This is a genomic window from Streptomyces sp. NPDC020965, from assembly GCF_044333555.1.
GTDB lineage: Bacteria > Actinomycetota > Actinomycetes > Streptomycetales > Streptomycetaceae > Streptomyces.
The window spans coordinates 380429-405263 of the sequence record NZ_JBIRRE010000004.1 but is presented as its reverse complement, the minus strand read 5'-3'; the positions used below and the strand labels follow the sequence as shown (position 1 = coordinate 405263).

At 70.0% G+C, this 24835-nt stretch carries 21 protein-coding genes and 1 tRNA gene; 17 read left to right on the top strand and 5 right to left on the bottom strand.

All coding sequences use genetic code 11. The annotated features are described in order from the left end of the window. Positions 1 to 10 precede the first annotated feature (10 nt). From ACH4S7_RS15560 to ACH4S7_RS15505, 12 genes are all read left to right on the top strand, one after another. Positions 11 to 1060, top strand: a complete 1050-nt coding sequence (locus ACH4S7_RS15560) for a substrate-binding domain-containing protein (protein WP_398521682.1) — start codon at positions 11 to 13, stop codon at positions 1058 to 1060. A 47-nt stretch (positions 1061 to 1107) separates the two neighbouring features. Beyond that, a complete protein-coding gene (locus ACH4S7_RS15555) occupies positions 1108 to 2298 on the top strand; it encodes a Gfo/Idh/MocA family protein (protein WP_398521681.1) in 1191 nt (396 codons plus the stop codon). Between the two features lie 144 nt (positions 2299 to 2442). Continuing rightward, positions 2443 to 3447: a sugar phosphate isomerase/epimerase family protein gene (locus ACH4S7_RS15550; protein ID WP_398521680.1), complete on the top strand. Its 1005-nt coding sequence runs from the start codon at positions 2443 to 2445 to the stop codon at positions 3445 to 3447. 257 nt (positions 3448 to 3704) lie between these two features. Beyond that, entirely contained in the window at positions 3705 to 7415 is a 3711-nt protein-coding gene (locus tag ACH4S7_RS15545; protein ID WP_398521679.1) for a ThuA domain-containing protein, read from the top strand. A 561-nt stretch (positions 7416 to 7976) separates the two neighbouring features. Continuing rightward, complete coding sequence (locus ACH4S7_RS15540; protein ID WP_398521888.1) at positions 7977 to 9098, top strand: inositol-3-phosphate synthase; 1122 nt, start codon at positions 7977 to 7979, stop codon at positions 9096 to 9098. A 14-nt stretch (positions 9099 to 9112) separates the two neighbouring features. Further along, positions 9113 to 10408 (top strand): SCO3242 family prenyltransferase, encoded by a 1296-nt coding sequence (locus ACH4S7_RS15535; protein WP_398521678.1) that lies wholly within the window; start codon positions 9113 to 9115, stop codon positions 10406 to 10408. After that, positions 10405 to 11277, top strand: a complete 873-nt coding sequence (locus tag ACH4S7_RS15530; RefSeq protein WP_398521677.1) for a sugar phosphate isomerase/epimerase family protein — start codon at positions 10405 to 10407, stop codon at positions 11275 to 11277. Before ACH4S7_RS15535 ends, ACH4S7_RS15530 begins: the two co-directional genes overlap by 4 nt. After that, positions 11271 to 11885, top strand: a complete 615-nt coding sequence (locus ACH4S7_RS15525; RefSeq protein ID WP_398521676.1) for an EboA domain-containing protein — start codon at positions 11271 to 11273, stop codon at positions 11883 to 11885. Before ACH4S7_RS15530 ends, ACH4S7_RS15525 begins: the two co-directional genes overlap by 7 nt. Then, the gene (locus ACH4S7_RS15520; protein WP_398521675.1) at positions 11885 to 12733 is read left to right on the top strand and encodes a TatD family hydrolase; all 849 of its coding nucleotides are present in this window, start codon (positions 11885 to 11887) and stop codon (positions 12731 to 12733) included. The genes ACH4S7_RS15525 and ACH4S7_RS15520 overlap by 1 nt, the downstream gene beginning before the upstream one ends. 12 nt (positions 12734 to 12745) lie before the next feature. Beyond that, positions 12746 to 13915, top strand: coding sequence for a metabolite traffic protein EboE (eboE, locus tag ACH4S7_RS15515; RefSeq protein ID WP_398521674.1), 1170 nt, complete (start codon positions 12746 to 12748; stop codon positions 13913 to 13915). Continuing rightward, positions 13912 to 15345: a nucleotide pyrophosphatase/phosphodiesterase family protein gene (locus tag ACH4S7_RS15510; protein WP_398521673.1), complete on the top strand. Its 1434-nt coding sequence runs from the start codon at positions 13912 to 13914 to the stop codon at positions 15343 to 15345. Before eboE ends, ACH4S7_RS15510 begins: the two co-directional genes overlap by 4 nt. A 34-nt stretch (positions 15346 to 15379) precedes the next feature. Continuing rightward, on the top strand, positions 15380 to 16432 hold the full coding sequence (locus tag ACH4S7_RS15505) for a sugar phosphate isomerase/epimerase family protein (RefSeq protein WP_398521672.1): 1053 nt from the start codon (positions 15380 to 15382) through the stop codon (positions 16430 to 16432). Positions 16433 to 16592: 160 nt separating this feature from the next. On the opposite strand, the gene ACH4S7_RS15500 is transcribed toward ACH4S7_RS15505, so the two are convergent. Together ACH4S7_RS15500 and ACH4S7_RS15495 are read right to left on the bottom strand one after the other, a co-directional pair. Then, positions 16593 to 18107, bottom strand: coding sequence for a VCBS repeat-containing protein (locus ACH4S7_RS15500; protein ID WP_398521671.1), 1515 nt, complete (start codon positions 18105 to 18107; stop codon positions 16593 to 16595). 138 nt (positions 18108 to 18245) lie between these two features. Next, on the bottom strand, positions 18246 to 19547 hold the full coding sequence (locus tag ACH4S7_RS15495) for a DUF2254 domain-containing protein (RefSeq protein WP_398521670.1): 1302 nt from the start codon (positions 19545 to 19547) through the stop codon (positions 18246 to 18248). A 188-nt stretch (positions 19548 to 19735) separates the two neighbouring features. Between ACH4S7_RS15495 and ACH4S7_RS15490 the strand changes: the two genes are divergently transcribed. Further along, positions 19736 to 19823 (top strand) — tRNA-Leu (locus ACH4S7_RS15490). Between the two features lie 88 nt (positions 19824 to 19911). Here the strand turns inward: ACH4S7_RS15490 and ACH4S7_RS15485 are convergent. Continuing rightward, positions 19912 to 20241, bottom strand: coding sequence for a hypothetical protein (locus tag ACH4S7_RS15485; protein WP_398521669.1), 330 nt, complete (start codon positions 20239 to 20241; stop codon positions 19912 to 19914). Between the two features lie 121 nt (positions 20242 to 20362). On the opposite strand from ACH4S7_RS15485, the gene ACH4S7_RS15480 reads away from it, so the two are divergent. Continuing rightward, positions 20363 to 20773, top strand: coding sequence for a hypothetical protein (locus ACH4S7_RS15480; protein ID WP_398521668.1), 411 nt, complete (start codon positions 20363 to 20365; stop codon positions 20771 to 20773). On the opposite strand, the gene ACH4S7_RS15475 is transcribed toward ACH4S7_RS15480, so the two are convergent. Beyond that, a complete protein-coding gene (locus ACH4S7_RS15475; RefSeq protein WP_398521667.1) occupies positions 20754 to 21758 on the bottom strand; it encodes a helix-turn-helix transcriptional regulator in 1005 nt (334 codons plus the stop codon). The two genes, ACH4S7_RS15480 and ACH4S7_RS15475, sit on opposite strands and share 20 nt — an antisense overlap. 161 nt (positions 21759 to 21919) lie before the next feature. Here ACH4S7_RS15475 and ACH4S7_RS15470 point away from each other — a divergent pair, with 161 nt between their 5' ends. Next, positions 21920 to 22333: a DUF1761 domain-containing protein gene (locus ACH4S7_RS15470; protein WP_398521666.1), complete on the top strand. Its 414-nt coding sequence runs from the start codon at positions 21920 to 21922 to the stop codon at positions 22331 to 22333. A gap of 130 nt (positions 22334 to 22463) precedes the next feature. Next, positions 22464 to 22943, top strand: a complete 480-nt coding sequence (locus ACH4S7_RS15465; RefSeq protein ID WP_398521665.1) for a VOC family protein — start codon at positions 22464 to 22466, stop codon at positions 22941 to 22943. Between the two features lie 382 nt (positions 22944 to 23325). Here the strand turns inward: ACH4S7_RS15465 and ACH4S7_RS15460 are convergent, their stop codons facing one another. Further along, on the bottom strand, positions 23326 to 24192 hold the full coding sequence (locus ACH4S7_RS15460; RefSeq protein WP_398521664.1) for an alpha/beta fold hydrolase: 867 nt from the start codon (positions 24190 to 24192) through the stop codon (positions 23326 to 23328). 103 nt (positions 24193 to 24295) lie between these two features. Between ACH4S7_RS15460 and ACH4S7_RS15455 the strand changes: the two genes are divergently transcribed. Beyond that, positions 24296 to 24775, top strand: a complete 480-nt coding sequence (locus ACH4S7_RS15455) for a CGNR zinc finger domain-containing protein (RefSeq protein WP_398521663.1) — start codon at positions 24296 to 24298, stop codon at positions 24773 to 24775. The last annotated feature ends 60 nt before the right edge of the window (positions 24776 to 24835 follow it).

The window sequence follows — 24835 nt, the reverse complement described above, 5'->3', positions numbered from 1 at the left end:
TGATTCCGCCATGCCAGAACGAACGATCCCCAGTCGCAGAGGGCTCCTCTTCGGAACCGCGGCCGTCTCCGCCGGAGCCCTGCTCACCGCCTGCACCAGCAATGAACCCGATAAGCCCGACAACACGGCCGCCGACCGTGCACCCGTCGCCGATGACAAGCCCGGCAAGGCCGTCACCATCGGCTTCGCGGGCCCCCAGGCCGACCACGGCTGGCTCAACGCCATCAACGACAACGCCCGCTCCCGGGCGAAGAAGTACTCCGACGTCACCCTGGAGATCACCGAGGGCTCCAACGACACCGCCGCCCAGATCGGCCAGATCCAGACCCTCATCAACAAGAAGGTCGACGTCCTCGTCATCCTTCCCGCCGACGGCAAGGCCCTCACCCAGGTCGGCCTCCAGGCCATGAAGGCGGGCATCCCCGTCATCAACCTGGACCGGGTCTTCGCCTCCCCACAGGCGTACCGCTGCTGGATCGGCGGTGACAACTACGGCATGGGCCTCAACGCCGGCCGGTTCATCGGCGAGCAGCTCAAGGACAAGCCCGGCGCCAAGGTCGTCGAACTCGCCGGCGTCGACAACCTCGAACTCACCAAACAGCGCACCCAGGGCTTCGACGACGCCCTCAGGAACTACCCCAACATCAAGAAGGTCGCCCGGCAGGCCGCCGACTTCACCGTCGAGTCCGGCCAGGCGAAGATGGCCCAGCTCCTCCAGGCCCAGAGCAAGTTCGACGCGCTGTGGAACCACGACGACGACCAGGGCGTCGGCGCGCTGCGCGCCATCGCCCAGGCCGGCCGCAAGGACTTCCTGATGGTCGGCGGCGCCGGGGCCAAGGCCGCCATGGACGCCATCAAGGCCGACGACAGCGTCCTGAAGGCCACCGTGCTCTACCCGCCGACGATGTCGGCCTCCGCCATCGACCTGGCCCGCGCGGTGGCCCAGGGCAAGGGGGTGGGTGGCCTGGCCGAAATGGAGATCCCGGCCTCGATCACCCTCTACTCCGCCGTCGTCACCAAGGACAACGTCGACCAGTACCTGCCCACCGGTTTCATCTGACCGGTGCGCCCGCCCCCCACCGTGCAGACCGACGAGGAGGAATCCGTATGGAACAGAGGGACAGTGAGGCCGCACCGCCGACGCTCGGCGTGGGCATGGTCGGCTACGCGTTTATGGGCGCCGCCCACTCCCAGGGGTGGCGCACCGCGGGACGCGTCTTCGACCTGCCCCTGCGGCCGGTACTCGCCGCCATCGCCGGTCGTGACCGGTCCGCCGTGCGGGCCGCGGCCGACCGGCACGGCTGGGCGGCGGCGGAGACCGACTGGCGCGACCTCATCGCCCGGGACGATGTGCAGCTCGTCGACGTCTGCACACCGGGCGACCTCCATGCGGAGATCGCCATCGCGGCACTGGAGGCGGGCAAACACGTCCTCTGCGAGAAGCCCCTGGCCAACACCGTCGCCGAGGCCGAAGCGATGACGGCGGCGGCCGAACGCGCCAGGACCCGCGGCCAACTGGCCATGGTCGGCTTCAACTACCGTCGCGTACCGGCCGTCGCGTACGCGCGTCGGCTGATCGCCGCGGGCCGCCTCGGCACCCTGCGCCATCTGCGCTTCACCTATCTCCAGGACTGGCTGGTCGACCCGGCGGCCCCGCTGACCTGGCGACTCCAGCGCGAACACGCCGGCTCCGGGGCGCTGGGCGATCTGGGCGCCCATATCGTGGACCTCGCCCAGCATCTAGCGGGGGAGCCGCTGGCCGGAGTCTCCGCCCTGTCGGAGACCTTCGTACGGGAACGTCCGCTGGCGGCCGGGCCCGATGGCGCGAGCACGGGCGCCCGGGGCGCGGTCACCGTCGACGACGCGGCCGTCTTCACCGGCCGCTTCACCGCCGGCGCACTCGCCTCCTTCGAGGCCACCCGGATGGCGTCCGGCCGCAAGAACGCCCTGCGGTTCGAGATCAACGGCGAACTCGGTTCGATCGCCTTCGATCTGGAACGGCTCAACGAACTCTCCTTCCACGATCACACCGAACCCGCCGCGTCCTCCGGATTCCGGCGCATCCTCGTCACCGAGTCGGACCATCCCTATCTGGAGGCGTGGTGGCCCCCGGGGCACGCACTCGGCTACGAGCACACCTTCACCCACCAGGCACGGGACCTCGTCGAGGCCATCGCGTCCGGCACCGAACCCGCGCCGTCCTTCGCGGACGGGCTCCAGGTGCAGCGGGTGCTCGCCGCGGTGGAGCGGAGCGCCGCGGAGAACGCCGTCTACACCCCCGTACAGCCACCGGTCTGACGGCGTACGGTCACCCGCGGGGGCCAACGGCACCGGCCCCCGCCCGCCCCCGTACCACCACTGTGCACATCCGTCCCGCCACCAACCCACCAACCCGCGATCCGTACGGCACCCGTACCAGTCACCCCGGTTCAGGGAGGCGCCATGCCCCGCCCGTTCACGCTCTTCACCGGCCAGTGGGCCGATCTGCCGCTGGAGGAGGTGTGCCGGCTCGCCCGTGACTTCGGCTACGACGGACTGGAGCTCGCCTGCTGGGGCGACCACTTCGAGGTCGACAAGGCGCTCGCGGACCCCGCGTACCTCGACGGCCGACGCGCGCTGCTGGAGAAGTACGGCCTCCGCTGCTGGGCCATCTCCAACCACCTCGTCGGCCAGGCCGTCTGCGACAACCCCATCGACGAACGGCACCAGAACATCCTGCCCGGCCGGATCTGGGGCGACGGCGACCCCGAGGGCGTGCGGCGCCGGGCCGCCGCCGAACTCAAGGACACCGCACGGGCCGCCGCCGCCTTCGGCGTGCGCACCGTCGTCGGATTCACCGGCTCGTCCATCTGGCATCTGGTCGCCATGTTCCCGCCCGTACCGCAGCGCATGATCGAACGGGGGTACGAGGACTTCGCCGAGCGCTGGAACCCCGTGCTCGACGTCTTCGACGCCGAAGGGGTGCGGTTCGCCCACGAGGTCCACCCCAGCGAGATCGCCTACGACTACTGGACCACGCAACGCGCCCTGGAGGCCGTCGGCCACCGGCCCGCCTTCGGGCTCAACTTCGACCCGAGCCATTTCGTCTGGCAGGACCTGGACCCGGTCGGCTTCCTGTACGACTTCCGGGACCGGATCTACCACGTCGACTGCAAGGAGGCGCGGAAGCGGCTCGACGGCCGCAGCGGGCGGCTCGGCTCCCATCTGCCCTGGGGCGACCCGCGGCGCGGCTGGGACTTCGTCTCCGCCGGACACGGCGACGTGCCCTGGGAGGACGTCTTCCGGATGCTGCGCTCGATCGGCTACGACGGACCCATCTCGGTGGAGTGGGAGGACGCCGGAATGGACCGACTGGCCGGCGCCCCGGAGGCGCTCGCCCATCTGAAGCGGTTCGACTTCGACCCGCCCGCCGCCTCCTTCGACGCCGCCTTCGGAAGCGGCGACTGACCCACCGCGCAACCGGGCCCCCAAGGGCCCCCCGGCGGCCGAGCCGCCAGCCGGGGGGCCGGTCCGGTCTGTCCGGAACCTCCTTTGTCCTGCGTCGGTGGAAAGTTGAACTTCCCCACTGCACAAGGGCTTTCCGTTCCGGACGAACCCGTCTACCGTCCCTGATGTGTACAGGCCCTAGGTGGTCCCCGGTGTGACGGCGCACTCCGGTTCCACGGCACCCCGCCCGTTCGACCGGTCATCCCGGAGGAATACACGTGCACCTGAACATTCCCCCCAGCAGAAGAGGACCACGGGCGCGTCGCGCGCTCGCCCTCCTCACCGGCACCCTGCTCGCCGCCACCTCCCTCGCCTTCTCCGCCCCCGTCACCGCCGCGGCCGACATCCCCGAGCCGGCCGCCGCGGCCGAAGAGTTCCAGCAGGTCACCCTCGCCAAGGGCGGTGAAGAGACGGGCGAGCCGATGTCGCTCGCGGTACTCCCCGACCGCAGCGTGCTGCACACCTCCCGCAACGGCGAGCTGCGGATGACCGACAGCGCCGGCAACACCCGCGTCGTCGGGAACGTCCCCGTCTACTCCCATGACGAAGAGGGCCTCCAGGGCATCGGCCTGGACCCCGGGTTTGCACAGAATCGTTTCGTCTATCTCTACTACGCACCGCCCATGAACACCCCGCCGGGCGATGCGCCCACCGACGGAACCGCGGCCGACTTCGCCAAGTTCGACGGTGTCAACCGGCTTTCCCGCTTCGTCCTCAAAGCCGACGGCACCCTCGACAACGCCAGCGAGAAGAAGATCCTCGACATCCCCGCCACCCGGGGCATCTGCTGCCACGTCGGCGGCGACATCGACTTCGACGCCCAGGGGAACCTCTACCTCTCCACCGGCGACGACTCCAACCCCTTCTCCTCCGACGGCTTCACCCCCATCGACGAACGCCCCGGCCGCAACCCTGCGTACGACGCCCGCCGCACCTCCGGCAACACCAACGACCTGCGCGGCAAGATCCTGCGCATCAAGGTCGGGCAGGACGGCTCGTACACCGTTCCGGACGGAAACCTCTTCGCCCCCGGGACGGCCAAGACCCGGCCCGAGATCTACGCGATGGGCTTCCGCAACCCGTTCCGGTTCAGCGTCGACCAGAAGACCGGAGTGCTCTACGTCGGCGATTACGGTCCCGACGCCGGCGCCGCCGACCCCAAGCGGGGCCCGGCCGGCAAGGTCGGCTTCGTCCGCGTCACCGAACCCGGCAACTTCGGCTGGCCGTTCTGCAGCGTCAACAACGAGCCCTACGTCGACTACGACTTCGCCACCAAGACCTCCGGCGCCCCGTTTGACTGCGCCGCGCCGAAGAACGACTCCCCGTACAACACCGGGCTCACCGAGCTGCCGCCCGCGCAGAAGGCATGGCTGCCCTACGACGGCGGATCGGTGCCCGAGCTGGGCTCCGGCTCCGAGTCCCCGATGGGCGGACCCGTCTACCGCTACGACGCGGACAACCCGTCCCCGGTGAAGTTCCCGGAGGCGTACGACGGCGATTACTTCGCCGGCGAGTTCGGCCGCCGCTGGATCAAACGGATCGAGCAGGGCGCGGACGGCGCGATCAGCTCCATCAACCCGTTCCCCTGGACCGGCACCCAGATCATGGACATGACCTTCGGTCCGGACGGTGCCCTCTACGTACTCGACTACGGCACCGCCTGGTTCGGCGGCGACCACAACTCCGGCCTCTACCGCATAGAGAACGCCACCGGGGGCCGCTCACCCGTCGCCGAGGCACGTGTCAACAAGACCTCCGGCAAGGCGCCGCTGCGGGTCAACCTCTCCTCCGAAGGAACCACCGACGGCGACGGCGACGCCCTCACCTACAGCTGGGACTTCGGCGACGGCGGGAAATCCACCGCCGCCAACCCCAGCCACACGTACAAGAAGAACGGCACCTACACCGCCACCGTCACCGCCAAGGACCCCACCGGCCGCACCGGCTCCGCCAGCGTCCGCGTGGTGGTCGGGAACACCGCACCCAAGGTCACCCTGGAACTCCCCGCCGACGGGGCCCTCTTCGGCTTCGGCGATGAGGTCCCCTTCAAGGTGAAGGTCACCGACCCGGAGGACGGGGTCGTCGACTGCGCCAAGGTCAAGGTCACCTACATCCTCGGCCACGACAGCCACGGCCACCCCATCACCTCCGCCAGGGGCTGTGCGGGCACCATCAAGACCTCCTCCGACGGCGGCCACGACCCGAACGCCAACATCTTCGGCGTCTTCGACGCCGAGTACACCGACGGCGGGGGCGGCGGCCAGGCCCCGCTCACCACGCACGACCAGGCGCAGCTCCAGCCGCGCCACCGCCAGGCCGAGCACTACAACGGCTCCTCCGGCATCCGGACCTACGACAAACCCACCGCCAACGGCGGTAAGACCGTCGGCGACATCGACAACGACGACTGGATCTCCTTCAAGCCGTACAACCTCACCGGATCCACCAAGCTGACCGCCCGAATCTCCTCCGGCGGAAGCGGCGGCTTCCTCGAAGTCCGGACCGGCTCGGCCAACGGCAAGATCCTCGGCTCCGCGCCCGTACCCGTCACCGGCGGCTGGGAGACCTTCCAGGACATCGACGTACCCCTACGGGCCGTCCCCAAGAAGACCACCGAACTCTTCCTCGTCTTCAAGGGCGGCGCCGGAGCCCTCTACGACCTCGACGACTTCGAACTCTCCAACAGCGCACCCGACCGGACCGCCAAACGCGTCCTCGTCTTCTCCAAGACGGCCGGCTTCCGCCACGACTCCATCCCGGCCGGCATCACCGCCCTCAAGGAACTCGGCAAGACCAGCAACCTCACCATCGACTCCACCGAGACCGCGGCCCAGTTCACCACCAGCAACCTCGCCCGCTACGACGCCGTCGTCTTCCTCTCCACCACCGGCGACGTCCTCAACGCCGAACAACAGAAGGCGTTCGAGAACTATGTCGCCACCGGAGGCGGCTACATGGGCGTGCACGCCGCCGCTGACACCGAGTACGACTGGAAGTTCTACGGCGGACTCGTCGGCGCCTACTTCACCTCGCATCCCCGGATCCAGCCCGCGACCGTCCGGGTCGAGGACCACAGCCACCCCGCCACCCAGCACCTCGGCGAGGAATGGCAGCGCACCGACGAGTGGTACAACTACCGCACCAACCCGCGTGAGCAGGCCCGCGTCCTCGCCACCCTCGACGAGACCACCTTCGACGGCGGCACCATGAAGGGCGACCACCCCATCGCCTGGTGCCAGACGTACGAAGGCGGCCGGTCCTTCTACACCGGAGGCGGTCACACCAAGGAGTCCTACACCGAACCCGCCTTCCGGCAGCACCTGCTCGGCGGACTCCGCTACGCCACCGGCCAGGTCAAGGCCGACTGCAAACCCCGAACCGGTGAACGAGCCATCTTCAACGGCAAGACCACCGAAGGCTGGAAGCAGGCCGGACCCGGGAAGTTCACCGTCGCCGACGGCGAACTCCGCACCGAAGGCGGCATGGGAATGCTCTGGTACCAGGCCAAGGAGCTGAAGTCCTACTCCCTCAAGCTCGACTGGAAGGTCGCCGGGGACGACAACTCCGGAATCTTCGTGGGCTTCCCCGCTTCCGACGACCCCTGGTCGGCCGTCACCAAGGGGTACGAGATCCAGATCGACGCCTCCGACGCACCCGACCGCACCACCGGAGCGGTCTACGGCGCCAAATCCGCGGACCGCAAGGCCCGCGACCGGGTACTCCGGCCTCCGGGCCAGTGGAACAGCTACGAGATCAAGGTCCAGGGCGAACGTCTCCAGCTCTTCCTCAACGGCGCGAAGATCAACGACTTCACCAACACCGACCCGACGCGCAGCCTGAAGGACGGACACATCGGCCTCCAGAACCACGGAGCCGACGACCAAGTGTCGTTCCGCAAGATCCTCCTCAAGGAACTCCCGGCTGGGTAATGTCTTCGCAGCAGTCCCGCCCGTCCGCCAGACGGACGGGACCGCGCGGGATATCACCTGGGGATCCCCCCAGACGGCGGCGGGCGGGAAGGCGCCGTACCTCCCGCCCGCCGTCCACCCGACCGGCCGGAACCGGTCCCGGGAAACCGCACCCGGCCGAACCGCACCACCCCGCTCGGTCCACCACAGCACCGGCACCGGATCACAACACCGGATCACGGCACCCGCACCAAACCACGGCACCCGCACCGGACCGCAGCACCGGATCACGGCACCAGATCGCTAGACGCAAGAAGCAGGCCGCCAGAAGCAACGCGCAAAGCAGACCCTCAGGGACAAGCCCTCAGGAGCCGGGCAGGGAGGCACTCCGTGACGAACGACCAGGCACGCGTCGAAGAGAATGCGGATGACGGCGAGCATGCCGACACCGGAGTGACCACCACCGGCGACCAGCCCGCCACCGCACCACCCCGGCACACACCCACGGCCCGCGAACCCTCCACGGCAGCCACGGACGCACCCCGGAACCCCGCAGCCGGCCCGGGCCCCGGCCCCGCCGCCCTGGGCTCCGGTCAGGACACCCGCACCGGTGTCTGGCTCGTCGGAGCACGCGGCTCCGTCGCCACCACGGCAATCGCCGGCTGCGCCGCCGTCACCGCCGGACTCCAGCCACCCACCGGCATGATCACCGAGACCCCGGCCTTCGCCGCCGCCGGGCTACCCGCCCTCGCCTCACTCGTCTTCGGCGGCCACGACATCACCCACTGCTCCCTGCCGAAACGAGCCGAAGAACTCACCACCGCCGGAGTCCTGCCCCACGGCCTCGCGGCGGCCATCGGCCCCGAACTCGGCACGGCCGACGACGAGATACGGCTCGGCGGACCCCAGCCCGGCGACGCCCGCACCGACGACGAACTCATCGCCGCCTTCACCGCCGACCTCACCGACTTCCGCGACCGGCACGACCTCGCCCGCGTCGTCGTCATCAACGTCTCCGCCACCGAACCACTCCAGGCACCCGACGCCGCCCGGCTCGCCCCCAGCTCCCTCTACGCCGCCGCCGCCGTCCGAGCCGGCTGCCCCTTCGTCAACTTCACCCCCTCCACCGGGCTGCGCACCCCCGCCCTCCAGGACACCGTCGCGGCCAGCGGACTTCCCCACGCCGGCCGCGACGGCAAGACCGGCCAGACACTGCTCCGTTCCGTGCTCGCCCCGATGTTCGCCCAACGAGCCCTGTCCGTACGGGCATGGTCGGGCAGCAACCTGCTGGGCGGCGGGGACGGAGCTGCGCTGGCCGACCCGGCCGCCGCCGCGGCCAAGAACGCGGGCAAGGAACGCGTCCTCACCGACACCCTCGGACACACCCCCGAAGGTCAGGTCCACATCGACGACGTCCCCTCCCTCGGCGACTGGAAGACCGCCTGGGACCACATCGCCTTCGACGGCTTCCTCGGCTCCCGCATGATCCTCCAGACCATCTGGCAGGGCTGCGACTCCGCACTCGCCGCCCCCCTGATCCTCGACCTCGCCCGACTGACCGCCCGCGCCCATGAAGCCGGCCTCACCGGCCCGCTCCCCGAACTCGGCTTCTACTTCAAGGACCCCGACGGCGGGCCGGCCGCCCTCTCCGACCAGTACGCCGCGCTCCTCGCCTTCGCCGAGCGGCTGCGGGAGGCGCGGTGACGCTCCTCGGGCGAGTGAGCGAACGAGACCGGACCGGCCTCCTCAACCGCGTGATCGATGCGCTGACGCGAGCCAGGACCTCCGGCGCCGACGGGGGAGCGCACCCACCCCGCACCCCCGACGCGACCGCCCCGCCTGGAGTCTCACCACCCGCCCCCGTACCACCAGCACCAGCACCACCCCACGTTGACTCACCTGCGCCCTGGCCGCCCAGCCCCACCGCGCCCGGCCCCACCGCGCCCGGCCCCACCGCGCCCGGCCCCACCGCGCCCGGCCAGCACCGACCCACCGGCCGCGACCGAGCCCGTGCCTGGGCGGAACTCCTGCGCATATCAGCCCTGTTCACCGTCCCGGGCGACGCACTCGCCGGAGCCGCCGCACTCCGCATCCGCCCCAACCGGGGCACCGCACTCGCCCTCGGCGCCTCCCTCTGCCTCTACGAAGCGGGAATGGCCCTCAACGACTGGGCCGACCGCGACGAAGACGCCCAGGACCGCCCCCACCGCCCCATCCCCTCCGGCCGCATCACCCCACCGGCCGCCCTGACCGCCGCCGCCACTCTCACCGCGGCGGGACTAACCCTCGCCGCCCGCGCCGGCCGCCCCGCGCTCACCGTGGCCACCACCCTTGCGGCAACCGTCTGGGCCTACGACCTCCACCTGAAACACACCCGCCTCGGCCCGGTCGCCATGGCGGCGACCCGCTCCCTGGACCTCCTCCTCGGCGCCACAGCGACCGCGTCACGCGCCCACCCCCACCGGACGACCGAACCGGCCGCACCGATCAACGCCGCGCACCCCCGCACCGGCACCCCGCCCCACATACCCGGCGCCCGCACCCACCCGCACCACAGCGCCCTGCGCACCGCACTCCCCAACGCACTCATCCTCGCCACCCACACCTGCGCCGTCACCAGCGTCTCCCGCCACGAAGCCCACGGCGGATCCACCCGCACCCCCCTCGCCGCCCTCGCCACCACCGCGGCCATCGCCCTCCACGCCACCCGCCCCCACCACACACCCACCGCTCCCGGTACCGGCACCCACGGCGACACCGCCGCGCGCCTCCTGCGCACGGCACTCGCCGGCACCTATCTGCACACCGCCACCACCCCCTATCTGCACGCCGCCCTCAACCCCTCCCCACCGCTGACCCAACGCGCCGTCGGCGGCGGCATCCGCGCCACCATCCCGCTCCAAGCCACCCTCGCCGCCCGCGCCGGAGGCACCACCGGACACGCGACCGCCCTCACTCTCCTGGCACTCGTCCCCCTCGCCCGCCGGTTCGCGCGAAAGGTGAGCACCACATGACCCCCACACCCGCCACCCCGCCCACCCTCCGCCTCGGCTACGGCACCAACGGCCTCACCGACCTCCGCCTCAGCGACGCCCTCGCCCTCCTCGCCGACCTGGGCTACGACGGCGTCGGACTCACCCTCGACCATATGCACCTCGACCCACTCGCCCCCGACCTCGCCACCCGAGTCCGCCACACCGCCACCCGCCTCGAACGGCTCGGGCTCGACGTCACCGTCGAAACCGGCGCCCGCTACGTCCTCGACCCTCGTCGCAAACACGGCCCCTCCCTCCTCGACCCCGACCCCGCCGCCCGCACCACCCGCACCTCACTCCTCATCACCGCCGTACAGATCGCCGCCGACCTCGGCGCCCACGCCGTCCACTGCTTCAGCGGCACCACCCCGCCCGGCACCACCACCGACACCGCCTGGAAACACCTCACCGAATCCCTCACCCCCGTCATCGACGCAGCCCAGAAGGCCGACATCCCGCTCGCCGTCGAACCCGAACCCGGCCACCTCCTCGCCACCCTCGACGACTTCCACCACCTCCGCGGCCTCCTCGGCGACCCCGAACACCTCGGCCTCACCCTCGACATCGGCCACTGCCAGTGCCTGGAAGACCGAACCCCCGCCGAATGCATACGCGACGCCGCCCCCTGGCTCCGCCACGTCCAGATCGAGGACATGCGCCGAGGCGTCCACGAACACCTCCCCTTCGGCGATGGCGAGATCGACTTCCCGCCCGTACTCGAAGCCCTCGCCACCACCGGCTACCAGGGCCTCACCGTCGTAGAACTCCCACGCCACTCCCACGCCGGCCCCGAACTGGCCCGCACCTCCATCGAGTTCCTCCGACGACAGGAGACGGCGACATGCTGATCTCCCGCACGGAACTCGAACACCGCCTCCCCCCGGCCGCCCGCGCCTGGCTCGACACCGCACTCCGCGAAACCATCCGAACCACCCCCACCACGGGCAAAGCCGCCACCTGGGAAACACGGTTCGCCACCGCGGGCCGCCACTGCGGACAGGACCACGCCGACCCCGTACGCACCCTGCTGCTTATCGAAGCCCGACCCGACACCCCCACCCTCACCCGCCTCTACCAACAAGGCAGCGCCGCCGAACGCCGCGCGATCCTCCTCGCCCTGCCCCACCTCGACAGCCTCACCCCACCCGATGCCGCCCTCCCGCTCATCGAAGACGCGCTACGCACCAACGACACCCGACTCGTCGCCGCCGCCGTCGGCCCCTACGCCGCCACCCACCTCGACGCCCACTCCTGGCGGCACGCGGTCCTCAAATGCCTCTTCACCGGCGTCCCCCTCGACACCGTCGCAGAACTGGCACACCGCGCCAACGGCGACCACGAACTCGCCCGCATGCTCACCGACTACGCCGAAGAACGCACCGCAGCGGGCCGCCCCCCACCCCCCGACCTGCACCACGCCCTGAAGCTGACCGGTGAACAGCCCGAGGAGTCCTGATGCGCATCTTCGACCCCCACATCCACATGACCTCCCGCACCACGGACGACTACCAGGCGATGTACGCGGCCGGAGTCCGCGCCCTGGTCGAACCCTCCTTCTGGCTCGGCCAGCCCCGCACCTCGCCCGCCAGCTTCTACGACTACTTCGATGCACTCCTCGGCTGGGAGCCCTATCGCGCCGCCCAGTACGGCATCGCCCACCACTGCACCATCGCCCTCAACCCCAAAGAGGCCAACGACCCCCGCTGCCTCCCCGTCCTCGACGAACTGCCCCGCTATCTCGTCAAGGACTCCGTCGTCGCCGTCGGAGAGATCGGCTACGACTCGATGACCCCGGCAGAGGACACCGCCCTCGCCACCCAGCTCCAGCTCGCCGCCGACCACGAGCTGCCCGCCCTCGTCCACACCCCGCACCGCGACAAACTCGCCGGGCTGCGCCGCACCATCGACGTCATCCAAGAATCCGCCCTCCCCCCGGAACACGTCCTGCTCGACCACCTCAATGAAACGACCGTAAAGCACGCCACTGACAGCGGCTGCTGGCTCGGCTTCTCCATCTACCCCGACACCAAGATGGACGAAGACCGGATGATCACCATCCTCCGGACGTACGGAACGGAGAAGGTCCTGGTCAACTCCGCCGCCGACTGGGGCAAGAGCGACCCGCTCAAAACCCGGGCCGTCGGCGACGCCATGCTCGCGGCCGGATTCTCCGACGACGACGTCGACCAGGTCCTGTGGCGCAACCCCGTCGCCTTCTACGGAATCAGCGGCCGACTCCATCTCGACACCCCCGCCCCCGATCCCCTCCACGAGGGCAACTCCATCCTCCGCGGCGGAGAATGAGGAGGAGGACACATGCGCTTCCGTCACCCCGACGGCACCACGGTCCACCTCTCCTACTGCACCAACGTCCACCCCGCCGAGACCCTCGACGGAGTCCTCACCCAACTCCGCGAACACTGCGAACCCGTCCGCAGACGCCTCGGCCGCGACCGGCTCGGCATCGGCCTCTGGCTCGCCAAGGACGCCGCCCACGCACTCGTCACCGACCCCGCCGCCGTCCGCGGGCTCCGCACCGAACTCGACCGCCGCGGACTCGAGGTCGTCACCCTCAACGGCTTCCCCTACCAGGGATTCGGCGCCGAACAGGTCAAGTACCGCGTCTACCAGCCGGACTGGACCGACCCCGAACGGCTCGCCCACACCACCGACCTCGCCCGGCTGCTCGCCGCCCTCCTGCCCGACGACGTCACCGAGGGCAGCGTCTCCACCCTTCCGATCGCCTGGCGCACCCCCTTCGACGCCACGGCGGCAGCCACCGCCCACACCGCACTCACCACCCTCGCCGAACGCCTCGACGCCCTGGAGGACCTCACCGGGAACTCCATCCGCATCGCCCTCGAACCCGAGCCCGGCTGCACCGTCGAGACCACCGCCGACGCGATCGGCCCCCTCACCGCCATCGGCTCCCACCGCATCGGCGTCTGCGTCGACACCTGCCACCTCGCCACCTCCTTCGAAGATCCCGGCAGCGCGCTCGCGGCACTCACCGAGGCTGGTATCGGCATCCCCAAGGCACAGCTCTCCGCCGCCCTGCACGCAGAGGAACCCCATCTGCCCGAGGTGCGCGCCGCCCTCGCGGCCTTCGTCGAACCCCGCTTCCTCCACCAGACCCGCACCCGTACCGCGGCCGGCCTGCGCGGCACCGACGACCTGGACCAGGCGGTGTCCGGCGACGCGCTGCCCGACGCCTCGCCCTGGCGCTCCCACTTCCACGTCCCCCTGCACGCGCCCCCGGCACCGCCCCTCGCCTCCACCCTGCCCGTACTCCAGGACACCCTGTCTCGGCTCGTCGGCGGCGCCACCCCGCTGACCCGGCACCTGGAGGTCGAGACCTACACCTGGCAGGCCCTCCCGGCCGAACTGCGGCCCCGCAACCGCACCCAGCTCGCCGAGGGCATCGCCGCCGAACTCACACTGGCCCGCGATCTGCTGGTCGACCTCGGTCTGAAGGAGCTGCCATGACCGCCACCGGGGCCCCCTCCCCTCCCCCCTCCCACCCCGGCCCCCCTCCCGCGCCCTCGCCCACCCCTCTCCTCGTCCTCGACGTCGTCGGCCTCACCCCCCGACTGCTGGCACACATGCCCCGGCTGCGGGCCCTCGCCGCGTCCGGCTCCCAGGCACCCCTCTCCACCGTGCTGCCCGCCGTGACCTGCGCGGCCCAGTCCACGTTCCTCACCGGCACCCTGCCCACCGAGCACGGCATCGTCGGCAACGGCTGGTACTTCCGTGAACTCGGTGACGTCCTGCTGTGGCGCCAGCACAACGGACTGGTCTCCGGCGACAGACTCTGGGACGCGGCCCGCCGGGCCAGCCCCGGCTACACGGTGGCGAACATCTGCTGGTGGTACGCGATGGGCGCGGACACCGACTTCACGGTCACCCCCCGTCCCGTGTACTACGCGGACGGCCGCAAGGAGCCCGACTGCTACACCCGGCCGCCCGCCCTGCACGACGAACTCACCGACCAGTTCGGCACCTTCCCCCTCTTCCACTTCTGGGGTCCGGGCGCGGACATCGTCTCCTCCCAGTGGATCGTCGACGCCACCCGTCACATCATGCGCACCCGGCATCCCGATCTGACCCTGTGCTACCTCCCTCACCTCGACTACGATCTCCAGCGTTTCGGCCCCGACGACCCGCGGTCCCATCGCGCCGCCGCCGACCTCGACGCCGTCATGGCCCCGCTGCTCGAAGACGCCAGGCGGGAGGGCCGTACGGTCGTCGTCCTCTCCGAGTACGGCATCACCCCGGTCAGCCGGCCCGTCGACATCAACCGTGCGCTCCGCCGCGCGGGCCTGCTGGAGGTCCACACCCAGGACGGCATGGAGTATCTCGACCCGATGGCGTCACGCGCCTTCGCCGTCGCCGACCATCAGATCGCCCATGTCTATGTGCGGCGGCCCGAGGACCTGGACGCCACCCGGCTGGCCCTCGCCGATGTGCCCGGCATCGAACGACTCCTGGACGACGAGGGCAAGAAGACCGAGGGCCTCGACCATCCCCGCTCGGGCGAGTTCGTCGCCGTCGCCGAGCCCGACGCCTGGTTCACGTACTACTACTGGCTCGACGACGCACGGGCCCCGGACTTCGCCCAGCTCGTCGAGATCCACCGCAAACCCGGCTACGACCCCGTCGAGCTCTTCATGGACCCGAACGATCCCTATGTACGGGTGAAGGCGGCCACGGCGATCGCCCGCAAGAAACTCGGGATGCGGTACCGCCTGGCGGTCGTGCCGCTCGATCCCTCACCTATTCGCGGCAGCCATGGCCGCCTCCCGCCGAGCGATGACGAAGGTCCGCTCATTCTGTGCTCCACCCCCCGCGCTGTGGACGGCCGCGTAGCGGCCACCGATGTGAAGGCCCTGTTGCTTCGGCTCGCTGGTCTCCACTGAATCACACCCCACTGACATCGAGGAGTTATCCACAATGAGCCGCTTCGGCAAGGACAACGACCCCGAACTGACCCACAGACTCAGCAGGCGAGGGATGCTCGGAGTGGCGGCCGGTGCCACCGCCGCCACCCTGCTGGGCGCGGCGGCCACCCCGGCCGTGGCGGCGCCCCCGGCCGCCGATCGGGGCGGCCACCGCGGACGCGGACGCCCGGTGCTCCCGCCCGGCCGGTTGGGCATCCAGCTCTACTCGCTGCGCGACAAGATCTCAACGCTCGGCTTCGCCGCCGTCTTCGCCGAGCTGGAGCGACACGGCTATGACGAGATCGAGCTGGCCGGCTACCAGCAGGGTTCGGCCGGCCCCATCACGCTCGCCCAGCTCAAGAGGCTCGCCCGGAATCACGGCCTCAACCCCATCGGCAGCCATGTCGGCTACTACTCCAGCGACCCCGGCGCCTACACGTTCGCGCAGAACCTCGACAGGGTGCTCGACGACGCCCAGGCCCTCGGCCTGAAGCACATCGGCACCCCGGCCGGGCCCTTCCGCTACGGCAGCACGGTCGACGCCTGGAAGCGGGCCGCCGAGGAGTTCAACACCTACGGCGCGGCTGCCCGGCGCCGGGGCATGAAGTTCTACCAGCACAATCACGCCGAGGAGTTCTCCTTCGCGACGGACAATCCCCGGGTCCGCCTCTACGATGTGCTGCTCGCCGAGACCGATCCCGACCTGGTCTACCTGGAGATGGATATCTACTGGGCCCATGTGGCGCAGCACCGGTACAGCAAGCGGCCCGACGGCACCCCCGCCCCGCTGGACCCGCTGCGCTACGTCCTGCGGCAGCCGGACCGGTTCCCGCTCTTCCATGTGAAGGACGGGGAGCGCGACGAGTCCACGCGGGACGGCTACCGGATGAAGGACGTCGGTGACGGTGACATCGACTACAAGCGCTTCATATCCGCGGTGAACCGGACCCACGGCGGCCGTCGTGACCACCACTGGCAGGTCGAGCACGACAATCCGGTCGATTCGCTGGCCTTCGCCTGCAAGTCGAGCGCGCATCTGCACGGGCTGCGCGAGCGGGACTGCTAGGTCCTGTCCGCGTCGGGTCCGGTCAGGGACGAAGCCCTCTCCCCTGGAGCGAAACCGAGGGAACACGGGAGTGCCCGGCGCGACAGCGGGACGGCCCCCGCCCGTACGACGTACCGTACGGGCGGGGGCCGGAGGTCGCTCCGAGAGGGGCGGTGGACGGTCAGTGGCCGAAGCTCGTGCCGAACCCGGTCCGGTAGCCCTCGGTCAGGCCGATCCCGGGGGCGGTGAACGCCACGGCCTTGGCACTGTTCGCGCCGCTCCCGGCGGCGGGGACGACGGAGACCCGGCCCTTGTGCATCTCGTCGCCGTCCGAGCCGACGGCGAGGTCCGCGCGGCGGTCACCGTTGAGGTCGACGAGCTTCACGGCGGAGCCGAAGAAGTCGTACGCGGCGGGCGCGGTCGGCATACCCGGGGTGCCCTGGTGGTAGAGCCGGGCGCCCTCGCTGCTCAGGCCCTTCCCGCCACCGAGGATGGTGGTGACCTGGCCCGCGTGCTGCTTGTCGTCGATGCTCTCGGTGGGGGCGCCGACGGCGAGGTCCGCATAGCCATCGGCGTTGGTGTCGCCCATGGCGACCGCGGCGCCGAAGTAGTCGTCGTGCTCGCTGATGTCCGGGACACCGAAGGTGTCCTGGGTGATCACCTGGGGAGCCCGGCTGGTGGACTGGCCCTGGGGGCCGCCGAAGACGACGGTGACCTCGCCGGAGCGTTGCGGATAGCCGGTGGTCATCTCGCGGCCGAGCGCGATGTCCGCATGACCGTCCTTGTTCACGTCACCGACCGCGAGGTGGTCGTCGGTCGCCCCCCAGTTGACCAGCCACTTGTCCTTGGCGTCCGTCAGCTTACCGATCCTGACCAGGCCCTTCTTCGTGCCCCGCTGGAGCTCGATCCGGGTGGACAGGTTGATGTGCTCGCCCCGTCCCGAGAAGACCTGGACGACGAGGTCGCTGATGCCGTCACCGGTCAGGTCACCCGCGTCGAGGGCGGTGTGGACACCGACCCCGCCCTCCTTGAGACCCAGGTTGATGGTCGACTTGGGGGTGCCGGTACGGGAGATCGGGCCGTACAGCACCTCCCCGCCGCGGCCCGCGCTGTAGTCGGCGGTCGCCAGATCGGTGCGGCCGTCGCCGTTGAAGTCACCGGCGGCGAGCGATGAGCCCCGGCGGACGTCGGCGCCGGTGGGCGTGGTCTGCTTCACGGTGGTGGCACCGTGCTGGGTCAGGCCCTTCTTCCCGCCCCACACGACGGCGAGCTGACCGGCGTTGCGGCGGTAGGTGGTGCCGAAGGTGATGTCCTCGCCGCTCGCGGAGATCGCGAGGTCGGTGTACCCGTCGGCGTCGTAGTCGCCCGAGACGGTCTGCGCACCGAAGCGGTCGTACCCCTCGGCGGTGCCGGGGACGCCGGGGGTGTTCTGGGTGATGACCTGCCGCTTGGCCGGGTTCACGCCGTCTTTGGAGCCGTAGAGCACGACGACGGCCCCGGCCTCGGCCTTCCCGCCGACCGTACCGGCGTTCTGGTTGACCACGAGGTCGCCGTAACCGTCGCCGTTGAAGTCCGACGCGACCTTGGGCTTCGAAGGGGTCGCCTTGGCAGGAGCGGCGACGGCGATGGGCGCCAGTCCGCCAACGAGACAGGCGGAGGCCACCGCGATGGCAGTGGCCAGAGTGCGGGTACGCAAGTTCTTCCCCCCACGGGAGTTACTGATGTGGTTTCTGTGACTGATTGACGAGACCTGCGAGGGGATCGAAAAGTTGTACGGGTATGGGATGGCGGTTGCTGGTGTGGCTGGTGGGGTTCGGCGACGGTACGGGAGCCGTCAGCCGATTCCCTGCCGGTCGGGCACCAGGGCGAACTCCCGCTCGGCCGCGTCCGGCACGGCCCGTACGACCGACTGCACCAGCAGTGCCCGGTGCCGCAGCAGGGGCTCCGCGCGCTCCTCGGGAACCAGCGTCAGCAGGTCGTTGATCGCGGCCATCAGCCGCCGACTGACCTGCGGGCTAGTCGCCGCCGCCACCCGGATCTCGGTGAGCGCCAGATCCACCAGATCCGCCCAGGTGGGCACGGACTGCACGAGCCGGACAGCGCCCCCGCGGTCCCGGTGCCGTACGGTCCCGAGCGGCTCGCGCACCACGGCCGAGAGCAACTGGACGATCCGGTCCAGACACTGCGTGGCGGTCGTCGGATCGTTCACGGCGGGCGACAGGGCCCGCAGCGCGATATCGGAGAGCTGCCGAAGCCCGAACGCGAAATCCTGATGGAACGTCCGCTCCGTCCCGACGGACACGGCGTACCCCGGCACCCGGGGCTTCGCCGCCCCGTCGTGGACGGCCAGTACGGGGGCGCCGGAGACGATGAAGTCCCCGATACGGGGGATGAGCCGCAGCACCACCCCGTGCCGCCGCGCGGCACGTACCAGCGCGGCGACATGCACGTCCCGCAGCACCCCGGCGCGCCCCCGGTGCGGTACGCGACCATTCTCCGGCCCGAGCGCCACCGGCTCGGCATCGCCGACGGGCTGTCTCGCCAGCGCCCGGACCGACTCCCACGCGATCCGGTCGACCAGCGGCCCGACCTGCATCAGCCGCAGCGTCGATGACACATAGGCGATGAAGAGCAACAGGCTCAGCGCGACCAGGGCCATGGTCAGCAGGCTCTGGATCAGCGGCACGGAAGTGATCCGCCGCGGGTCGGTCTCGCTCTCGTACGAGGTCAGTACCAGCAGCGAGAAGAGGAAGGTCGCCAGGAAGACCGTCAGCGTCAGCTTGCTGATCCGGCTCCGTACGAAGATCCGCACCACACGTGGGGTGAGCTGCCCGCTCGCCATCTGCACCGCGACCAGCGAAATGCTGAAGACGACACCGACGAACGTCATCATCGCCGAGCTGATCGTCGTCACGACCGCCTTCGCGTCCTCCGTGATCCCGACGAGGTCACGTAGCTCCGCGTAGGCCCCGGCGTCCCGCAGGCTCACCACGATCTCGTGGTCGAGTGCGGACGCGGCCCACCAGAGCAGCACCGCGCCGAGCAGTCCCGTGGTGGGGGCGAACCAGAGGGTGTCGCGCAGATGCTCCCGCAGCGGCGAGAACGGGCGGGGCCTTCGACGGCTGCGATCAGTCACACGGTCGACCGTATCGTCACCCATCGCAGCCACACGGATACACGCGGTGCGCCACCCGTCCCACCTCGACCGCGACCCCCCGATTCAGGCCCCCGCACCCCACTGACCACGGCATATGCAGGTGAATGCGACCTCAAACCCCTGCTATTGTTGTCCATGTCGCCACGGGAAACCGGGGTGGTCACCTGGTCCGGGTGGCGGAATGGCAGACGCGCTAGCTTGAGGTGCTAGTGCCCTTTATCGGGCGTGGGGGTTCAAGTCCCCCCTCGGACACCACCAGAGACCCCACTTCACGTGGGGTTTTTCTGTTTCTCCGGCTGTGGCGTGACCAACCACGTGACCAACAGCCGAGCGAATCCCCAGGTCAGACCAGGGATGACAGGCCGATACGGGCAGCGCTGGAAGCGGCCAGCTTCTTCGCCCCTTCGGCGCGACGCCTGCCGTAGCGCGCCGTGGTGTAGCCCGGCGAGTGGTGCCGGGCGTTGGCGGAGACCTCTACCGGGTTCTCGTGGTTGTCGAGATCGTTCGTGATCTTCGATGCCCGCCAGTCGTGCAGTCGGAAGTTCTGCGGCAGGTGCAGACGGTTGCGTGCTGTCCACCAGCGGGCCGACACCTTCTCGGGGTCCTGCGGTCCGCCCGCCTCGCCCCGATAGAGCTTGAAGCCGTCGCGGGCGAACACGAGGTCATGGTCCACCCGGAGATCCCCGAGCCGTTCCCGCTCCGCGTCCTGTCGTTCCTTCTGTCATTTGAGGACGTTCATCAGGGCTTGGTCCACGTAGATGATCGCGTTGTCGTCTCCTGGGGCGGGAGCGATCGTGGTCGCTGTCCTGGCCGTGGCCGCTGAAGTCGAGCGGGAGGGCATCCGGGAGAAGACGTTGGAAGGACTCGACACCGCCACCCGCAAGGGCAACGTGGGTGGACGCCCGTCCGTGATGGACGACGACAAGCTAACCGTGGCCCGTGCCCGGTATGCCAAGGGCGAGAGCGTCACCGCCATCGCCAAGGCCCTGAGCATCGGGCCGGGGGTCTCGGCATTCTCCGTGCCCGAGAGGAGAGCTCAAGCCCCCTCGGACACCAGGGGTATTTCACGCAAATGCCCTGGTCGGCTTCACAGAACCCTCAGCACGGATGTCTCCGGGCTGGGGGTTCAACGCGTTCGCCAGACCCCGGTCGGGCGTCAGCCGGAAGGGGGGCGGGGTCTCGGCTTCATGGTTCCGTGGCGGTGAATCCGGCTGCAGTGCGCAGGAAACGGTTGCCGAGATGAGTGAAGGCGTCGGCGAGTTCCGGGGGACCGACGACTTCGATTTCGGCGTCGTACGTGGCAAGAGCCGAGGCGAGGCTGGGCCAGGACCACGATCCGAGGGTGAGGCGGCAGCGACCGTCCGCGAGTTCCTCGACGAGGCCCTCGCGGGTGTAGAGCGCCGCTGTGGCGGCGTCCAGATCGAGGATCACGGTGCCCTGGCACGGCCAGTTCCCGGATTGGTCGGTGGAGCCGCGGAAGACGCTGGTGGCGTAGGTGGCGACATCGCCGCCGGGAACATCGCGCCGGGTGAACCGGGGGCCGGTGGGGGTGCGCGGGGTGATCCGGTCGGCGCGGAAGGTACGCCAGTCCTGCTGGTCGAGGTCGAAGGCGATGAGGTACCAGCGCCCGTCCCAGGTGATGACGTCGTGTGGTTCGACGCGACGCGGCGGTTTTCCGGTTCTCTGGTCGCTGTCGTCGGCGCTGGTGTAGTCGAAACGCAGGATCTCGCGGGCGTGGACGGCGGCGCTGATCGTGAACAGCGTGTCGCTGTCGACCGTGGCGGGCGCCCGGGTGTCAGGCGGTTCGACGGCGGTGACCTGCAGGGCGTTGACGCGGTGGCGCAGCCGGGCGGGCAAGACTTGGCTGATGGTGTTCAGTGCCCGCGCCGCGGGTTCAGCGAGGGTGTCGTCCGGCCGGGTCGCGGTGATCTGCAGGGCGACGGTGAGCGCGAGGGCTTGTTCGTCATCGAACAGCAGCGGCGGCAGTTCGGCGCCGGTGCTGAGCCGGTAGCCGCCGTCGGGCCCCTTCACCGCGGCGACGGAGTAGCCGAGCTCGCGGAGGCGGTCGACATCACGGCGCACGGTGCGCAGGCTGATGCCGAGGCGGTCCGCCAGCAGAGTGCCGGGCCAGTCGCGGCGTGTCTGTAGCAGTGACAGCAGAGCCAGCAGTCGGGCAGAGGTTTTCGGCATGCGGTCGATTCTGCCCGGAGTAGGTGCCACAACCTGGCACCTACCTCTGAGAGTGTCGTTCTCGAACCGGTCGACCCGTGAATGGACGGAGATTCCGCCGGTGCGGGGCCCTCGTTCCCCTATGGGCCCCGATCGCCCCACTCATGTACGGAGTCAGCAGCATGTTCGATGTCCTTGGCGACCTGAACTGGTTCGGGATCCTGATCGGCTTCATTGCCTTTACCCTGCTCGGCGGTGTCTGGTTCGCCGTGCTGTTCCCCCGGGCGTACAACCGGTCGCTGGGCCGTGATCCTCAGGCCAAGCCGGAAGGCTCGCCGCTGTTCTTCGCCGGACCGGCGCTGACCGCTCTGGTCATCACACTCACCAGCGCGATCATGATGGCTGCGCTGGAGATCGACACCCTGGGTGACGCGATGCTGTTCGGCTTCATCGTCGGCTTCGGCTACCTCACCGCCAACACCGTCAACATCGCCATCAATCCGAACTTTCCCCGACCGCTGTTCTACGCGGCGATCTCCGGCGGCTACAACCTCCTCGGCAGTCTGATCGTCAGCGCCATCCTGCTGGCCTTCTGACGGCTCGGACGAGATCAGCGACGAGATCGCCGACGGCCGACTCAGCCACCGTCTCGCGAGATATGTCGGATACGAAAGAAATACTCCCGTGGAATTTCACCGGACCCAGCGCCACCGCATAGGAGTCACCATGGCTTTCACCACCACCGCCCACCTCAACTTCCGGGGCAACGCCCGCGAGGCGCTGGAGTTCTACCAGTCGGTCTTCGGCGGTCGGCTCACCGCCGTCACCTACGGCGACTTCGGCATGCCTCAGGAACTGCCCGACGCCAGCAAGATCGTCTTCGGTCGGATCGACGGCGCCGACGGTTTCGGCATCATGGCGTACGACATCCCCGCCCAGGCCGGTGCCCAGGCCGGTGCTCAGGCCGGGCAGGCCGGTCCCACCCGGCGTGAGAACGGCATGACGCTCACCCGTGAACCGTTCTTCATGTCCGTCCGCGGACAGAGCGCGGAGGACGTCGGCGAACTGTGGAAGAAGCTGTCCGTGGGCGCGACCGTTGTCGAGGACTTCGGGCCCGCGCAGTGGGCACCGGCCTTCGGGATGCTGACCGACCAGTTCGGTGTCACGTGGATCCTCGATGTGGCCGCCGAGTACACCGCGGGCTGACGGGCGTTCCGCCGGGAGTGCATGCCACGTCACCGCGCCCGGCACACACTCCCGCTCCCGCGGCCACTCCGCCCCTGACGGCGGCCGGGTCAAGGGTCGGCGGGTCCCCGTCGGCGAGCGTGTGGTTGTGGGGCCGCCCGTGGGAGCACTCCGGCCCGGTGATCAGCGTCGGCACAAGGAGCTGCGGCGGGTGCGGGTATCGGCGAAGTGCTTCAGCGGGGCGTGCGGGGGCTGGTAGGAGTGCGGCCGGGCCGGCGGGCGCCGGGCGGGGGCCGCCGCTCTCCCCAACCGGCGCCCGGGCTGGAAGTGACGCACGGCGGAGCCGGGTCGGGGGCTGGCGTGGTGGCCTGCGAAGGCCCTGTCTCCAGCCCCCGGCCCTGCTTCATGCCAGCACTCGTCCGAGGAAGCCGCGCAGGTAACCCGCGACGACGTCCAGGTGGCTCTCCAGCAGGAAGTGGCCGCCGTTGATCAGGTGCACTTCCGCGTCCTTGGCGTCGCGGGCGAAGGCCCGCGCCCCCGCCGGGCCGAAGATTTCGTCGTTACGGCCCCAGACGGCGAGCACCGGGACCTCGCTGGTGCGGAGGAATTCGTGCAGCAGCGGGTAGAGCGGGCGGTTGTTCTGGTAGTCGCGGAACAGCGCCAACTGGACCTCGTCGTTGCCCTCCCGGGAGACGAGGGCGACATCGTGCTCCCAGGTGTCCGGGCTGACCAGGCTGGGGTCGGGTACGCCGTGCAGGTACTGCCAGCGGATGGCGTCGAGGCTCAGCGCGGCGCGGACGGCGGGTTCGGTGTCGGGGCCGGGGTTCGCCCCGTAGGCCCAGAGGTCGTTCCAGAACGACTCGACGAAGCCGTCCTCGTAGCCGTTGCCGTTCTGGGTGACGAGGGCGGAGATCCGTGCGGGGTGCTTGAGCGCGAGGCGCCATCCGATGGGGGCGCCGTAGTCCTGGACGTAGAGGGCGTAGCGGTCCAGGCCCAGTTGGCCGAGGAGTCCGGAGGTGAGTTCGGCGAGGGCGTCGAAGGTGTAGGTGAACTCCCCTACGAGGGGCGCGTCGGAGTGGCCGAACCCGAGATGGTCCGGCGCGATGACGTGGTATTTGTCGGCCAACAGCGGGATGAGTTCGCGGAACATGAACGAGCTGGTCGGGTAGCCGTGCAGCAGGACGATCGCGGGGGCGTCGGCGGGGCCGGCCTCGCGGTAGAAGATCTGATGGCCGTCGACAGTGGCGGTCCGGTGGTGCACCGAGCTCATAGCTAACCCCTTTGCTCGTCTGATCTGGTTATCCGTTCGCCATGCAAGCACGGGTAGACTAACCAGTCAAGTGACTCAATGCGGTTAGAGAAGGGGGTGCTCGATGGATGCGCTACTGGACCTGCTCAACAGCAGGCCACTCGTCGACGGCGAGGAACGGGACGCGCTCGGCGACCCGGCCGCCGGTACGCGCTGGGCGCGGGAGCGTGGCGGCGACGGCAGCCTCGCGGAACTGGCGCTCCTGCGCCAGGCGCGGGACGTCCTGCGGGACGTGGTGTGCGGAGAAAGCCCGCCCGGCGCGCTGGGCCCGCTGCTCGAAGGGGTCCACCAGATCCCGGAGATCACTTCGGACGGCCTTCAATGGGTGGTCAGGACACCTCCGCACGCCCGGCTGGCCGTCGAGACGGTCCTCGCCTGGGCCGCCACCGAGGAGCGGATGCCCGGCCGGCTGCGCCCCTGCGCCAACACCGGGTGCCGGCTGTTCCTGCTCGACCGCAGCCGCGCCAACCGCGCCCGCTGGTGTTCGATGGCCGTCTGCGGCAACCGCGAGAAGGCCCGCCGCCACTATGAGCGCAGCCGCTGACCCGTTCCGGGAGCCCGGTGCGAGCGGAGCGAGACGGCCGGCTTGCCGCCGGGGGGCCCT

Coding starts and splice junctions, on each gene's coding strand:
- ACH4S7_RS15560 (WP_398521682.1), top strand. CDS start 11: ATGCCAGAACGAACGATCCCCAGTCGCAGAGGGCTCCTCTTCGGAACC.
- ACH4S7_RS15555 (WP_398521681.1), top strand. CDS start 1,108: ATGGAACAGAGGGACAGTGAGGCCGCACCGCCGACGCTCGGCGTGGGC.
- ACH4S7_RS15550 (WP_398521680.1), top strand. CDS start 2,443: ATGCCCCGCCCGTTCACGCTCTTCACCGGCCAGTGGGCCGATCTGCCG.
- ACH4S7_RS15530 (WP_398521677.1), top strand. CDS start 10,405: ATGACCCCCACACCCGCCACCCCGCCCACCCTCCGCCTCGGCTACGGC.
- ACH4S7_RS15525 (WP_398521676.1), top strand. CDS start 11,271: ATGCTGATCTCCCGCACGGAACTCGAACACCGCCTCCCCCCGGCCGCC.
- ACH4S7_RS15520 (WP_398521675.1), top strand. CDS start 11,885: ATGCGCATCTTCGACCCCCACATCCACATGACCTCCCGCACCACGGAC.
- eboE (WP_398521674.1), top strand. CDS start 12,746: ATGCGCTTCCGTCACCCCGACGGCACCACGGTCCACCTCTCCTACTGC.
- ACH4S7_RS15510 (WP_398521673.1), top strand. CDS start 13,912: ATGACCGCCACCGGGGCCCCCTCCCCTCCCCCCTCCCACCCCGGCCCC.
- ACH4S7_RS15505 (WP_398521672.1), top strand. CDS start 15,380: ATGAGCCGCTTCGGCAAGGACAACGACCCCGAACTGACCCACAGACTC.
- ACH4S7_RS15475 (WP_398521667.1), bottom strand. CDS start 21,758: ATGCCGAAAACCTCTGCCCGACTGCTGGCTCTGCTGTCACTGCTACAG.
- ACH4S7_RS15470 (WP_398521666.1), top strand. CDS start 21,920: ATGTTCGATGTCCTTGGCGACCTGAACTGGTTCGGGATCCTGATCGGC.
- ACH4S7_RS15465 (WP_398521665.1), top strand. CDS start 22,464: ATGGCTTTCACCACCACCGCCCACCTCAACTTCCGGGGCAACGCCCGC.
- ACH4S7_RS15460 (WP_398521664.1), bottom strand. CDS start 24,192: ATGAGCTCGGTGCACCACCGGACCGCCACTGTCGACGGCCATCAGATC.
- ACH4S7_RS15455 (WP_398521663.1), top strand. CDS start 24,296: ATGGATGCGCTACTGGACCTGCTCAACAGCAGGCCACTCGTCGACGGC.